This window comes from Variovorax sp. CF313, assembly GCF_000282635.1.
Classification (GTDB): Bacteria; Pseudomonadota; Gammaproteobacteria; order Burkholderiales; family Burkholderiaceae_C; genus Variovorax.
In genome coordinates this window covers 194,393-207,878 of record NZ_AKIW01000020.1, presented here as the reverse complement: position 1 = coordinate 207,878, position 13,486 = coordinate 194,393, and the positions used below count along the sequence as shown (strand labels likewise).

Sequence of the window (13,486 nt, the reverse complement as noted above, 5' to 3'; positions counted from 1 at the left end):
GTGCTCAGTCCGGTAGAAAGACTGCTGATGCTACTGGTCGCAGTGCTCAGACCCGTCGACGTCGACGTCGACAAGCTGCCGATGCTGCTGCCGGTCGTGCTCAGCCCGGAAAACAGCTGACTGCCGTTGATCGCATCCGTCGAGCTGGATGTCACGCGGCCCGCGGCCACATTGGTGACTTGGCGCTCCGAACCCACTCCACCACCGACGCTGACCACTCCGATCGGTGCAGCGCCTGCGAAGCCCCCATAAGTGACGCTTCCGATGGTTGCACTGGGAACGGCGGTCGCCGCAGCCGTCGTACTGCCATCACCGAGCGCGACGCTGCGCGCGGTGCTCGCAACGGCACCGCGCCCGATGGCAATGCCGGATGTTGCAGCCGCAACCACGGATGACTCGCCGCCAATGGCGATGGCATCGGATGCACCTGCCTGCGCTCCCTTGGTCGCATTGCTGCCGATGGCAACAGCTCCAGCGCCCGAGGCGGTCGTGGAATTGGCAACGCTCAACGGTGTAGTCCCATTTCCCCCTGAGCCTCCTATCGCAACAGCATTGATAGCTGAAGCGTTGCTCCCGAAGCCCATCGCGATACTCGAGATGCCCGTTGCGCTGGACTCGAGGCCAAAGGCAGTGCTCCATTTATTCGCGTTGCTGAGAAAACCGAACGCCGCAGCACCGTCTCCGCCAGCCTTTGCAAAGGCGCCCACCACAGTAACGCCAATAAACCCCCCACCAACGGCGTTACACCCCTCGACGACCGAGTACGTGCCTGAGCCGTCTTGCGCCGGCGAACCGTTGCCAGAAGGCCCGTCAGTTGTGGTACCGGGATTGATTCGACCGACCACACCGCTCGAAAAGGTGGTGCACGTGTCGTTCGTTTTGACAACATTGGCTAGCGATGCAGTCGGCCACCCCTGCATCAATCCAAATGCGGCAGCGATCGCAGCCAATACAGGCATGGATCTTGTCGTCCCGCTACTCCGTTTACCCCGTGCCGAAGTGATTTCGGACGTAGCCACCCATGCACCAAGTGCTTCGTTCCAGATGCTTCTGTAGGACTTGTTCATTTACTTTGATTCGGCTCGCGGTGAGAAACGGGCAGGTTGAAATCGACCGAAAGTGCGATGCGCCCTGCGCCAGGTTTCATCGCTGAAGGCACACGCGGGCGCCTTGATTGCAGGAATGCTGGAATGTACGGACTTGTTTACATTTAGGAGTAATCGCCGGGACCAGGAAAACTAATCCTGATGATTTAGTTCACAAAACCAGGAGAAGAGTTACTTTTCCCGGAGGCGGTAGTTGTCGGAGTACTACGGCCAGAAAAGCAACTTCTAGAATGCCAACAGGGAGTAACTTCGCTCATCGCCGCCCTTACTGCTGCGTTCTGGACGACCGGCGACCCCCTCTCTTTTTCGCAAGATTCAAGGGCGACTACCCGGAAAAGTATGAAATTCATCACAAAAATCCGGACGAATTCGATATACGAATACGGTCTTAAATGGTCTGCCTAGGCAATTAACATTTACGAAACAATTTAATGCCACCCGCTTCCAAGCTTCGCATCGGCATCACCATCGGCCTCCACCACGAGGCCGAAACCCTCTGGAACAACGGCATCAAGCAGAACGCCGTGTTCCTTGCAGAAGCGCTGAAGCACTGCCCGGGCGTGGCCTCGGTGGTGTTGGTCAACACCACGGCGACCCCCATCACTCCTTCCCTGCCCTGGGATCAGGCGCGCTGGCCCACCATCACCTTCGATGGCGCCAAAGACGGCGTGGACGTGCTGATCGAGCTCGGTGGCCAGATCGACCCGGCGCAGACCGACTACCTGAAGCGACGAGGCGCGCGGCTGGTGTCCTACTGCTGCGGCTTCGAATACGTGCACGCCATGGAGTCGATGCTGTTCAACAAGCCGCTCTGGGGGCAAAACCTGTTCGTGAACCAGCGCTACGACGACATCTGGATGGTTCCGCAGGTGGCAAACATCAGCCAGCCCTACTTCGAGGTGCTGCGACGGGCCGAAGCGCGCCCCGTGCCCTTCGTCTGGAGCCCCGTGTTTCTCGATGAACGCACGCGCGCCCTGCCCGATGCCGGCGTCTATCAGCCGCACGCCGGGCCGCGCCGGCTGAGCGTGATGGAGCCGAACATCAACGTAGTGAAGTTCTGCCTCTACCCCGTCCTGATCGCCGAACTGGCCTACCGCGCGCGGCCCGGCTCCATCGCACTGCTGCAGGTCACCAACGCCGAACGCCTGGCCAGGGAGAACATGGAATTCATCACGCTGATGAACCAGCTCGACCTCGTCCGCGAGCACAAGGCGGTGTTCCTCGGGCGGCACGAAACGCCTGTTTTCCTGGCGCAGAACACGGACATCGTGGTCTCGCACCAGTGGGAGAACCCGCTCAACTACTTCTACCTGGAAACCTGCTGGCAGGGCTATCCGCTGGTGCACAACGCGCACCTGTGCGCGGACCTCGGCTACTACTACGAGGGCAACGATGTGGCCGGTGGCAGCGACCGGGTGCTCGAAGCCATCGACACGCATGATGCGCAGGCAGCCGCCTATCGCGAGCGCCAGCGCAGCCTGATCGACCGCTACCTCCCCGGCAACGCCGCGGCCACCGAGGTCTACAACAACCTGCTGCTCGGCCTGATGCAGCGCCCCGCCCGATAGACAGGCACACGGAGTCCTCAATGCTTGACCCGTCCGAACTCGGGCAGTTCTTTCCCGTGGTCGTGACGCCGAGTCACGACGGCAAGTTCTTCCAGAACTACGTCGCCTCGATGCTGAACTTCACGGTCCAGGCCGAGCGCGCCGGCATGCGGATGCAGGTGCTGATGCACCAGGGCGAGAGCCTGGTGACGCGCGCGCGGAACAACTGCGTGGCCCAGTTCCTCGCCAATCCGCAATGGACCCACCTGTTCTGGATTGACGCCGACATCGGCTTCTCGGCGCAGGCGGCCTTCCGGCTGCTGCTGTCGGGCTACGACATCGCGGCCGGCGTCTACCCGTTGAAGCGGGAGAACTGGCCCGATGGCGGCGTGGCCGCGGGCACGACGCAGCAGCAGTTCGAGGCCACCTTCACCCGCTACACGGTCAACGCCAAAGCTTCGGAGACCACTTCGCAGGTCGAGCTCACGATCCAGCCTGACGGCTTCATGGAGATGACCGAGGCGCCGACCGGCTTCATGGTGATCAAGCGTGCCGTGTTCGAGCGGCTCATGGCGAGCTACCCTGATCTCCGCTACGTACCCGACAGCATCGGCGAGGCCGACCTCGGCCTGCACTACCGCTTCTTCGATGTCATGGTCGACCCGCAGACGCGTCGCTATCTCTCGGAAGACTACGGCTTCTGCCGCCTGTGGTCGGGGCTGGGCGAGTCGATCTACATCGATGCCAATTCCAACCTGACGCACCAGGGCGCCAAGCTGTACCGCGGCGACTTCGCCAACTCGTTGCTGACCTCCCTGCCCCATGCAGTGGGCGGCCCGGTCGGCGCGAAGATGGTGCTCACGGGCCAGGAGTACCTGCAGCCCAACGTGCCATCGCTCTGAGCAACGAGGGGCGCATCGCCCACAAAAAAGCCCCGCCGAAGCGGGGCTTTTTGATTGGAGCGATCCGAAGAAGATCAGGCCGCGACCGTGTCCGCCACACCCTTGTAGTCTTCGATCTTGTCGAAGTTCAGGTACTGGTAGATCTGTGCGCTGGACGCATCGAGCACGCCCGTGGCAGCCATGTATTCTTCACGCGTCGGGATGCGCCCCAGGCGCGAGCAGATGGCGGCCAGTTCGGCCGAGCCGAGGTACACGTTGGTGTTCTTGCCCAGGCGGTTCGGGAAGTTGCGGGTGCTGGTCGACATCACCGTGGCGCCTTCGCGCACCTGCGCCTGATTGCCCATGCACAGCGAGCAGCCCGGCATTTCGGTGCGGGCACCGGCATTGCCGAACACGCCGTAATGGCCTTCTTCGGTGAGCTGGTGTGCGTCCATCTTGGTAGGCGGCGCGATCCAGAGCTTGACCGGAATGTCGCGCTTGCCCTCGAGCAGCTTCGACGCGGCGCGGAAGTGGCCGATGTTGGTCATGCACGAGCCGATGAACACTTCGTCGATCTGGGCTCCGGCCACGTCGCTGAGCGTCTTCACGTCGTCGGGGTCGTTCGGGCAGGCCACGATGGGCTCGTGGATCTCGGCCAGGTCGATTTCGATGACAGCGGCGTATTCGGCGTCAGCGTCGCCCTTGAGCAGTTGCTGGTCGGCCAGCCATGCCTCTTGCGCGGCGATGCGGCGTTGCAGCGTGCGCGCGTCGGTATAGCCTTCGGCAATCATCCACTTCATCAGCGTGATGTTGCTGTTGATGTACTCGGCGATCGGCTCCTTGTTCAGGTGCACGGTGCAACCAGCGGCCGAGCGTTCGGCCGAAGCGTCGCTCAGCTCGAAGGCTTGCTCCACCTTCAGGTCGGGCAGGCCTTCGATTTCGAGGATGCGGCCCGAGAAGATGTTCTTCTTGCCTTGCTTGGCCACGGTCAGCAGGCCCGCCTTGATGGCGTACAGCGGAATGGCGTTGACCAGGTCGCGCAGCGTGACGCCGGGCTGCATCTTGCCCTTGAAGCGCACGAGCACCGACTCGGGCATGTCCAGCGGCATCACGCCGGTGGCAGCCGCGAAGGCCACGAGGCCGGAGCCGGCCGGGAAGCTGATGCCGATGGGGAAGCGGGTGTGGCTGTCGCCGCCGGTGCCGACGGTGTCGGGCGTCAGCAGGCGGTTGAGCCAGGAATGGATCACGCCGTCGCCCGGGCGCAGCGACACGCCGCCGCGGTTGGCCATGAACTCGGGGAGTTCGTGGTGCATCTTGACGTCGACCTTCTTCGGGTACGCGGCCGTGTGGCAGAACGACTGCATCACAAGGTCGGCCGAGAAGCCCAGGCAAGCCAGGTCCTTCAGTTCGTCGCGCGTCATCGGGCCGGTGGTGTCCTGCGAGCCGACCGAGGTCATCTTGGGTTCGCAATACGTGCCCGGGCGCACGCCCTGGCCTTCGGGCAGGCCGCAGGCGCGGCCGACCATCTTCTGCGCGAGCGAGAAGCCCTTCTTGGTGTCGACGGGGCTGGTCGGCAGGCGGAACAGCGTCGACACGGGCAGGCCCAGTGCCTCGCGCGCCTTGGCCGTCAGGCCGCGGCCGATGATCAGCGGAATGCGGCCGCCGGCGCGCACTTCGTCGAACAGCACGTCGCTCTTGACCTGGAATTCGGCGATGACCTTGCCGTCCTTCAGCGCCTTGCCCTCGTAGGGACGCAGTTCGACCACGTCGCCCATGTTCATCTGCGTGACGTCGAGTTCGATCGGCAGCGCGCCCGAGTCTTCCATCGTGTTGTAGAAGATCGGGGCGATCTTGCCGCCGAGGCAGACGCCGCCGAAACGCTTGTTAGGAACGAAGGGAATGTCTTCGCCGGTGAACCAGAGCACCGAGTTGGTGGCGCTCTTGCGCGACGAACCCGTGCCGACCACGTCGCCCGCGTAGGCCACGAGGTGGCCGCGCGCGCGCAGGTCTTCGATGAACTTCACCGGGCCGCGCTTGCCGTCTTCCTCGGGCACGATGCCGGGGCGCGCGTTCTTGTGCATCGCCAGGGCGTGCATCGGAATGTCGGGACGGGTCGTCGCGTCGGGGGCGGGCGACAGGTCGTCGGTGTTGATTTCGCCAGCCACCTTGAAGATGCTGACGGTGATGCTCTTCGGCACTTCGGGGCGGCTGGTGAACCACTCGGCGTCGGCCCAGCTTTGCAGCACGCCCTTGGCGTGCACGTTGCCCTTGTCGGCCTTTTCCTTGACGTCGTGGAACTGGTCGAACATCAACAGGGTTTTCTTCAGGCCTTCGGCCGCCACGGCGCCGACTTCGGCGTCGTCGAGCAGGTCGATCATGGGGCTGATGTTGTAGCCGCCGAGCATGGTGCCGAGCAGTTCGGTGGCGCGGGCGCGCGACAGGAACTCGCTCTTCTCGGTGCCGTGGGCCACGGCCGCAAGGTAGCTCGCCTTGACCTTGGCCGCGTCGTCGACGCCGGCAGGCACACGATGGGTGAGCAGATCGAGCAGGAAGGCGCCGTCTTTTGCATTCGCGCTCTTGAGGAGCTCGATCGCTTCAGAAGTCTGCTTCGCGCTCAAAGGCAGCGGCGGGATACCGAGCGCGGCGCGTTCGGCAACATGGTCAACGTAGGCTTGCAACATCTTCTTTTCTCCGGAAACTGGGCTGGCGGGCGTGCAACGCAGCAAGCAAGAGCCGCGCCGCACGCCGTTTCGTTACTTACTTCTTGGCCGGGTCGGCGCCTTCGAAAAGGCTCTTCGGCGGGTTTTTCTTCATTTCTTCTGCAAACGCGACCTGGGCGGCCGTCTGGCATTCGTCGGCGATGCGCAGGCCGGCCTTCTGGTTCATCAGCATCGACTTGTTGCCAAGCTGCAGCCACATGGCGCCGGCACGCGGGTCTTCGAGGCGGATGGCGCCGGTGCGGCTTTCGACCGGGTGCATCCGGTACTTCAAGCCCTTGGTGGTCACGGTGAAGAAGCCGGGCTTCTTCTCGTCGGGCGTGACGGTCACGTCGGCGCCGAGTTCGCACTGGGCACGGCCGGTCGACACGCGCTGGGCCACGGCCAGGTCAGCGTCGTTGAGCGTCACGTCGGTATCGGTGTTGACCGGCGTGACTTCCTCGACGGCCTTGGCGGCGCGGCGGGTGACTTGATGCTTGGCCGGCGCCTTCTTGGCCGTCGTCTTGGCGGCGGGCTTGGCCGCATCCTGGGCCAGTGCGGCGAACGGCAGCGCCAACGCGACGGCGGCAATCAGGGCAATTTTCTTCATGTGTGGGTTTCCTTGAGGCTGGATTCAGGGGTGGTTTCAGGAGGCCGCGAGCGCAAACCAGGCTTTCGCCTCGGGGGGCAACGCGCGCCCTGTTGCGTGGGCACGCGTCAAGACCTGCCAAAAGTGGCGGTAGCTCGCGCGGTCGTGCAATGTGCCATCAATTTGTGTCGGAGCCCAATCCGCGGCCGCGGCTTTTGCAATGATTTGTGAGGCGATCTGAATCTGCGCCTCATCCGGCGCAAAGGCCTCGAGGATGGGGCGGATCTGGTTCGGGTGGATGCTCCACATGCGCGTGTAGCCGAATTCGTCGGCCGCCTTGCGCGCCGCCGTACGCATGGCATCGGCGTTGTTGAACTCGGTAACCACGCAGTGCGACGGCACCTTGCCATAGGCATGTGCGGCCGACGCGATGGCCAGCTTGGCGCGCACCACCAGCGGGTGGCTGAACTGCCCTGCCGCCCCCATGCCATCGGCGGGGATCGCACCAGCATGCGCCGAGACGAAATCCATGAGGCCGAAGCTCAGCGACTGCACGCGCGGATGGGCCGCAATCTCGAAGGCGTTGTGCACGGCGAGCGGCGATTCGATCAGCACGTGCAGCGGCAATGCGCCGGCATCCGCCGCCTCGAGCGCCGCAACAGCCTGCAACACATCGGCCACCGATTCGACCTTCGGCACCATCAGGTGGCTCAGGCGTTGGGCGGCACGGCCGGCAATGGTGATCACGTCGCCGGCAAAGGCGGGGTGATCGACGGGGTGCACGCGCACGCCGACGCGCATGCCGGGTTTCGCGGCCAGCGCCAGTTCGGTAACGAGCGCGGCATGCTCGGCTTCGCCACCCACGGGGGCGCCGTCTTCGCAATCGAGGGTGACGTCGAATACGCAGGCGCCGAACTCCTCGGCCATCTCGGCCTGGAGCGCGAGGCTCTTCTTCATGCGCGCCTCGACGCCGCTGTAGTGATCGCACACGGGCAGCGTCACGGCGCCGGCCTGTGCACCCAGCAGCACTTCGGCGGGATGGGCGGTGTGGGTCATGCCCTGCCCTTTTGCGCCACGATGAACATGCGCGGGAAGGCGAGCAGCCGCTTGCCGTCGGCGCGGGCGGGATATGCCTCGTCCACGCGGCGCTGGTACTCGGCGAGGTAGCTCGCCTGCAGGTCGACCGGCAAGCGGTCGACGAAAGGCTTCAGGCCGGTGCTGCGCACCCATTCGACGATGGAGGCGGCATCGGCCATGCGGTGCTGGTAGATCGTGTGCCAGACATCGACGCTGGCGGCATGGGGCGCCAGCAGGTCGTAGTAGCCGCCGAGCGGCAGCAGCAGGGTGCGCAGCCTGTCGGCATCGCCGATGGGCTCGGCCCACGGCGCTTCGGCCGCCAGCGCGCGCATCAGGCGGTGTGTAGGTTCCTGACGGTTGTCGGGCATCTGGATGGCGAGCACGCCACCCGGGGCCAGCGCGTCGAACAGGCGCGGGATCAGCTTTTTGTGATCGGGCACCCATTGCAGGGACGCATTGGCGTAAATGAGGTCGGGCGCTTGTTCCGAAGACTGCGGCGCCCAGGTCGCGATGTCGCTCAACTCGAAGCCTGCCTTCGGCAGCCGCTCGCGCGCGCTGACCAGCATGGCTTCGGAGTTGTCGGTTCCGAGGACTTGCGCCTTCGGGAACCGCTGCACCAGCAGCTCGGTGGAATTGCCCGGCCCGCAACCGAGGTCGACCACGCGGTCGGCTGCGGTTAGCGGCACCCGCGCGAGGAGCTCCTGCGCGGGTCGTGTGCGCTCGTCCTCGTAGCGACGGTAGAGCGCGGGATTCCAGTCGAGCATGCTGATCGAGTTGCTTACAGCAGGTGGGCGACGCCGGCGCGTTCGCCTTCGAGCTCTTCGAGCGTCTTGTTGATGCGTTCCTGGCTGAATGCATCGATCTCGAGGCCTTCGACCAGCTTGTACTCACCGTTTTCGCAGGTGACCGGAAAGCCGAACATCACGTCCTTCGGAATGCCGTACTGGCCATCCGACGGGATACCCATCGTGACCCACTTGCCGTTGGTGCCCAGGGCCCAGTCGCGCATGTGGTCGATGGCGGCGTTGGCGGCCGAGGCGGCAGACGACAGGCCGCGAGCTTCGATGATGGCCGCGCCGCGCTTGCCGACGGTCGGCAGGAAGGTGTTCGCGTTCCATTCCTGGTCGTTGATCATCTTGGCGACGGACTCGCCCTTGATCGTGGCGAAACGGTAGTCGGCGTACATCGTGGGCGAGTGGTTGCCCCAGACGGTGAGCTTTTCGATGTCGGCCACGGGCTTGCCGGTCTTGGCGGCGATCTGGCTGGCAGCGCGGTTGTGGTCCAGGCGCAGCATGGCGGTGAAGTTCTTGCGCGGCAGGTCCGGTGCGCTCTTCATGGCGATGTAGGCGTTGGTGTTGGCCGGGTTGCCGACCACCAGCACCTTGACGTTGCGGCTGGCGACGGCGTTCAGTGCCTTGCCCTGTGCGGTGAAGATGGCACCGTTGACGGCCAGCAGTTCGGCACGTTCCATGCCGGGGCCTCGGGGACGCGAGCCGACGAGCAGTGCGTAGTCGGCGTCCTTGAAGGCGGTCATCGGGTCGCCGTGGGCTTCCATGCCGGCCAGCAGCGGGAAGGCGCAGTCGTCGAGTTCCATCATCACGCCCTTGAGCGCCTTCTGGGCCTTCTCGTCGGGGATTTCGAGCAGCTGAAGAATGACCGGCTGGTCTTTGCCGAGCATTTCACCGGAGGCGATACGGAACAACAGGGCGTAACCGATTTGACCGGCTGCACCGGTGACGGCAACGCGGACGGGCTTTTTGCTCATGGGAAGACTCCAGAAGGTGATGAAAACGGTGTTGGCGCTCTCGTGGGGCGCCAGGGTCCTGCGGGATCGGAATACCTTCCCGCAGCGCGGGACCGGCCGCATTTTAAGCCGATTCAATGAGCCTTGTCTTATGTCTTATATAAGATATCCTCCTGGGGTCCGCCAAGGCGCACCCCACCGCTGCCATGAACACGCCCACCACACTCGACGAGCCCTCGACGCCGTCCTTCAGTCCGCTCTATCAGCAGATCAAGACCCTGATCCTGCAGAGCCTGCAGGCGGGCGAGTGGAAGCCGGGCGAGCCCATCCCGAGCGAGATGGAACTGGCCGTGCGCTTTCGCGTGAGCCAGGGCACGGTGCGCAAGGCCATCGACGAACTCTCGGCCGAAAACCTGGTGGTGCGCCGCCAAGGCAAGGGCACCTTCGTCGCCACGCATGCCGAGCAGCATGTGCAGTACCGCTTCCTCAAGCTCGTGCCCGATGCGGGCGACCCGAACACCGAAGGCCCCGCGGTACGCACCATCGTCGACTGCAAGCGCCTGCGCGCATCGGCCGACGTGGCGCGTGCCCTCGGCCTGCGCACGGGCGACGCGGTGCTGCAGGTGCGGCGCGTGCTCGCCTACGGCGGCGTGCCGACCATCCTCGAAGACCTCTGGCTGCCCGGCACACCCTTCAAGGGACTCACCGCCGAGCGGCTGCGCGCGTGGCCCGGCCCGATGTACGCGCTGTTCGAGACGGAGTTCGGCGTGCGCATGGTGCGTGCCGAAGAAAAGATCCGCGCCGTGCTGCCCGATGCCGAACAGGCCGCGCTGCTCGACGTGACACCGCAGATGCCCCTGCTGAGCGTGGAGCGCGTGGCGCACACCTACCATGACATGCCGATGGAACTGCGTCGCGGGCTCTATCGCACCGACACCCACCACTACAGAAACCAGCTGGGCTGACCCGATGCAGACGAAAGCCGGATACCGGTGCGCCAGCGTGCGCACACAACGCGTGCGAAGCGCAGCGAAGTCAAGAGCATCCGACTGCAACGGTGCACTGACTCGCATGCGTCCGCTGCCCGATGGTGCATTGCAATAGAATTTTGCGTTGTTTGCATTTCCGCAGAAGAAACAAAAGCGTTCGCTCTCAGAACAAGCCAACAAGTCACAAAGCCACGAAAGCAATCCCCCCAATGACAGAGCTTGCAACCCCTCCCCGGCCACCGCGTCGCGAATTCCGCAACATCAATGCCTTCACGGACCTCACGACCTATCGGCTGCCGCCGGCGGGCATCGTGTCGATCCTGCATCGCGTCAGCGGCGTGCTGATGTTCCTGCTGCTGCCGTTCATCATCTGGATGTTCGACACGTCGCTGTCATCCGACTATTCGTTCGCGAGATTCAAGAGCGCCTTCAACGTCGGCATCGGCTTCGCTCCGGGGTGGTTCTTCAAGCTCGTCGCGCTCGCGCTCATCTGGGCCTACCTGCACCACTTCATCGCCGGCCTGCGCCATCTCTGGATGGACGTGAGCCACGCCGCGGTGACCAAGGAGTTCGGCCATACCTCGGCCGTCGTCACGCTGGCACTGAGCATCCTGCTCACCGTGGTGCTCGGCGCCAAGCTGTTCGGCCTGTACTGAGAAGGAGCCAACCATGTCTGTGAATTACGGCTCCAAGCGCATCGTCGTCGGCGCTCATTACGGTTTGCGCGACTGGCTCAGCCAGCGCATCACGGGCGGCCTGATGGCGCTCTTCACGATCATCCTGCTCGCACAGCTGATCTTCTCGCGCGGCCCCATCGGCTACGACCTCTGGGCCGGCATCTTCGCCGCGCAGTGGATGAAGGTGCTGACCTTCTCCGTGATCGCTGCCCTGCTCTATCACGTGTGGGTCGGCATGCGCGACGTGTGGATGGACTACGTCCAGCCCGTCGGTATTCGCCTCGCCCTGCAAATTTTCACCATCGTCTGGCTTGTCGGTTGTGCGGGTTGGGCCATTCAAGTGCTTTGGAAGATCTGACCCCACCATGACCTACACAAAAGAAAAAATCACCAAGCGCAAGTTCGACGTCGTGATCGTCGGTGCCGGCGGTTCCGGCATGCGCGCTTCGCTGCAACTCGCACGCGCCGGCCTCAACGTGGCCGTGCTCTCGAAGGTGTTCCCCACGCGTTCGCACACCGTTGCTGCGCAGGGCGGCGTCGGCGCCTCGCTCGGCAACATGAGCGAGGACAACTGGCACTACCACTTCTACGACACGATCAAGGGCTCCGACTGGCTCGGCGACCAGGACGCGATCGAGTTCATGTGCCGCGAAGCACCGAAGGTCGTGTACGAGCTCGAGCACTTCGGCATGCCGTTCGACCGCAACCCCGACGGCACCATCTACCAGCGTCCGTTCGGCGGCCACACGGCCAACTACGGCGAGAAGCCCGTGCAGCGCGCCTGTGCCGCGGCCGACCGCACCGGCCACGCGATGCTGCACACGCTCTATCAAAAGAACGTCGAAGCGCGCACGCAATTCTTCGTCGAATGGATGGCGCTGGACCTCATCCGTGACGACGAGGGCGACGTGGTCGGCGTGACCGCGCTCGAAATGGAAACCGGCGACCTGCACATCCTGCAGGCCAAGACCGTGCTGCTGGCCACCGGCGGCGCGGGCCGCATCTTCCAGGCCTCAACCAACGCCTTCATCAACACCGGCGACGGCCTCGGCATGGCGGCCCGCTCGGGCATTCCGCTGCAGGACATGGAGTTCTGGCAGTTCCACCCGACCGGCGTAGCCGGCGCGGGCGTGCTGCTGACCGAAGGCTGCCGCGGCGAAGGCGCGATCCTGCTGAACAGCAACGGCGAACGCTTCATGGAGCGCTATGCGCCCACGCTGAAGGACCTGGCGCCGCGCGACTTCGTCTCGCGCTCGATGGACCAGGAAATCAAGGAAGGGCGCGGCTGCGGTCCCAACAAGGACTACGTGCTGCTCAAGCTCGACCACCTGGGCGCCGACACCATCCACAAGCGCCTGCCTTCGGTGTACGAAATCGGCGTCAACTTCGCCAACGTCGACATCACGAAGGAGCCGATTCCCGTGGTGCCGACCATCCACTACCAGATGGGCGGCATTCCGACCAACATCCACGGCCAGGTCGTCATCCAGAAGGGTGAAGAGAACAGCGCCGTGGTGAACGGTCTCTACGCCGTGGGCGAATGCTCCTGCGTGAGCGTGCACGGCGCCAACCGCCTGGGCACCAACTCGCTGCTCGACCTCTTGGTGTTCGGCCGCGCGGCCGGCAACCATATCGTCGAGTTCAACGACAAGCTCAAGGAACACAAGGAACTGCCCAAGGATGCGGCCGACCGCACGCTGGAGCGCCTGAACCGCCTCGAGTCGACCACCGGCGGCGAATACGCGCAGGACGTGGCCGGCGAGATCCGAGCCGTCATGCAGCAGCACGCGGCCGTGTTCCGCAAGCAGGCCTCGATGGACGAAGGTGTGACCAAGATCGCCGCCGTGCGCGAACGCGTCAAGGCCATCGGCCTGAAGGACAAGTCCAAGGTGTTCAACACCGCCCGCATCGAAGCGCTGGAAGTCGACAACCTGATCGAAGTGGCGCAGGCCACGATGGTCTCTGCCGCCGCCCGCAAGGAATGCCGCGGCGCCCACACCGTAGAAGACTACGAACGCCCGGCGGACGATCCTGTCGCGCCGCTCGGCCGCGACGACGCCAACTGGATGAAGCACACGCTCTGGTACAGCGCGGACAACCGCCTCTCGTACAAGCCGGTCAAGCTGCAGCCCCTGACGGTCGCATCGGTGCCCCCGAAGGTCCGGACATTCTAAAAATTA

The 13,486-nt window shown here is 64.3% G+C and carries 12 protein-coding genes; 6 read left to right on the top strand and 6 right to left on the bottom strand.

What is annotated here, in order from left to right:
• A partial coding sequence (locus PMI12_RS28020; RefSeq protein WP_272943556.1) for an ESPR-type extended signal peptide-containing protein occupies positions 1–1,067 on the bottom strand: 1,067 nt, incomplete at its 3' end.
• Positions 1,068–1,537: 470 nt separating this feature from the next.
• On the opposite strand from PMI12_RS28020, the gene PMI12_RS07170 reads away from it, so the two are divergent.
• Together PMI12_RS07170 and PMI12_RS07165 are read left to right on the top strand one after the other, a co-directional pair.
• The gene (locus tag PMI12_RS07170; protein WP_007830522.1) at positions 1,538–2,674 is read left to right on the top strand and encodes a DUF2827 domain-containing protein; all 1,137 of its coding nucleotides are present in this window, start codon (positions 1,538–1,540) and stop codon (positions 2,672–2,674) included.
• 20 nt (positions 2,675–2,694) lie between these two features.
• Positions 2,695–3,555: a hypothetical protein gene (locus tag PMI12_RS07165; protein ID WP_007830520.1), complete on the top strand. Its 861-nt coding sequence runs from the start codon at positions 2,695–2,697 to the stop codon at positions 3,553–3,555.
• 74 nt (positions 3,556–3,629) lie between these two features.
• Here the strand turns inward: PMI12_RS07165 and PMI12_RS07160 are convergent, their stop codons facing one another.
• The 5 genes from PMI12_RS07160 to PMI12_RS07140 all read right to left on the bottom strand — a co-directional run bounded on the left by PMI12_RS07160 (position 3,630) and on the right by PMI12_RS07140 (position 9,661).
• Positions 3,630–6,215, bottom strand: a complete 2,586-nt coding sequence (locus tag PMI12_RS07160) for a bifunctional aconitate hydratase 2/2-methylisocitrate dehydratase (RefSeq protein WP_007830518.1) — start codon at positions 6,213–6,215, stop codon at positions 3,630–3,632.
• Between the two features lie 76 nt (positions 6,216–6,291).
• Positions 6,292–6,840 carry a hypothetical protein gene (locus PMI12_RS07155; RefSeq protein WP_007830517.1) on the bottom strand — a complete coding sequence of 183 codons (549 nt, stop codon included), beginning with the start codon at positions 6,838–6,840 and terminating at the stop codon, positions 6,292–6,294.
• Positions 6,841–6,876: 36 nt separating this feature from the next.
• Complete coding sequence (locus PMI12_RS07150; RefSeq protein ID WP_007830516.1) at positions 6,877–7,875, bottom strand: HpcH/HpaI aldolase/citrate lyase family protein; 999 nt, start codon at positions 7,873–7,875, stop codon at positions 6,877–6,879.
• On the bottom strand, positions 7,872–8,660 hold the full coding sequence (tam, locus tag PMI12_RS07145) for a trans-aconitate 2-methyltransferase (RefSeq protein WP_007830515.1): 789 nt from the start codon (positions 8,658–8,660) through the stop codon (positions 7,872–7,874). The genes PMI12_RS07150 and tam overlap by 4 nt, the downstream gene beginning before the upstream one ends.
• Before the next feature lie 14 nt (positions 8,661–8,674).
• The gene (locus PMI12_RS07140; protein WP_007830514.1) at positions 8,675–9,661 is read right to left on the bottom strand and encodes a malate dehydrogenase; all 987 of its coding nucleotides are present in this window, start codon (positions 9,659–9,661) and stop codon (positions 8,675–8,677) included.
• 185 nt (positions 9,662–9,846) lie between these two features.
• Here PMI12_RS07140 and PMI12_RS07135 point away from each other — a divergent pair, with 185 nt between their 5' ends.
• The 4 genes from PMI12_RS07135 (at position 9,847) to sdhA (ending at position 13,480) form a co-directional block, all read left to right on the top strand.
• Entirely contained in the window at positions 9,847–10,605 is a 759-nt protein-coding gene (locus PMI12_RS07135) for a GntR family transcriptional regulator (RefSeq protein WP_007830512.1), read from the top strand.
• A gap of 233 nt (positions 10,606–10,838) precedes the next feature.
• Complete coding sequence (gene sdhC / locus PMI12_RS07130) at positions 10,839–11,285, top strand: succinate dehydrogenase, cytochrome b556 subunit (protein ID WP_007830511.1); 447 nt, start codon at positions 10,839–10,841, stop codon at positions 11,283–11,285.
• A 13-nt stretch (positions 11,286–11,298) separates the two neighbouring features.
• Entirely contained in the window at positions 11,299–11,664 is a 366-nt protein-coding gene (sdhD, locus tag PMI12_RS07125; protein WP_007830510.1) for a succinate dehydrogenase, hydrophobic membrane anchor protein, read from the top strand.
• A 7-nt stretch (positions 11,665–11,671) separates the two neighbouring features.
• Positions 11,672–13,480, top strand: a complete 1,809-nt coding sequence (sdhA, locus tag PMI12_RS07120) for a succinate dehydrogenase flavoprotein subunit (RefSeq protein WP_007830509.1) — start codon at positions 11,672–11,674, stop codon at positions 13,478–13,480.
• The last annotated feature ends 6 nt before the right edge of the window (positions 13,481–13,486 follow it).

Excerpts from the sequence above, each read along its gene's own strand:
- PMI12_RS07170 (WP_007830522.1), top strand. The coding sequence starts at position 1,538 with ATGCCACCCGCTTCCAAGCTTCGCATCGGCATCACCATCGGCCTCCAC.
- PMI12_RS07165 (WP_007830520.1), top strand. The coding sequence starts at position 2,695 with ATGCTTGACCCGTCCGAACTCGGGCAGTTCTTTCCCGTGGTCGTGACG.
- PMI12_RS07160 (WP_007830518.1), bottom strand. The coding sequence starts at position 6,215 with ATGTTGCAAGCCTACGTTGACCATGTTGCCGAACGCGCCGCGCTCGGT.
- PMI12_RS07155 (WP_007830517.1), bottom strand. The coding sequence starts at position 6,840 with ATGAAGAAAATTGCCCTGATTGCCGCCGTCGCGTTGGCGCTGCCGTTC.
- PMI12_RS07150 (WP_007830516.1), bottom strand. The coding sequence starts at position 7,875 with ATGACCCACACCGCCCATCCCGCCGAAGTGCTGCTGGGTGCACAGGCC.
- tam (WP_007830515.1), bottom strand. The coding sequence starts at position 8,660 with ATGCTCGACTGGAATCCCGCGCTCTACCGTCGCTACGAGGACGAGCGC.
- PMI12_RS07140 (WP_007830514.1), bottom strand. The coding sequence starts at position 9,661 with ATGAGCAAAAAGCCCGTCCGCGTTGCCGTCACCGGTGCAGCCGGTCAA.
- PMI12_RS07135 (WP_007830512.1), top strand. The coding sequence starts at position 9,847 with ATGAACACGCCCACCACACTCGACGAGCCCTCGACGCCGTCCTTCAGT.
- sdhC (WP_007830511.1), top strand. The coding sequence starts at position 10,839 with ATGACAGAGCTTGCAACCCCTCCCCGGCCACCGCGTCGCGAATTCCGC.
- sdhD (WP_007830510.1), top strand. The coding sequence starts at position 11,299 with ATGTCTGTGAATTACGGCTCCAAGCGCATCGTCGTCGGCGCTCATTAC.
- sdhA (WP_007830509.1), top strand. The coding sequence starts at position 11,672 with ATGACCTACACAAAAGAAAAAATCACCAAGCGCAAGTTCGACGTCGTG.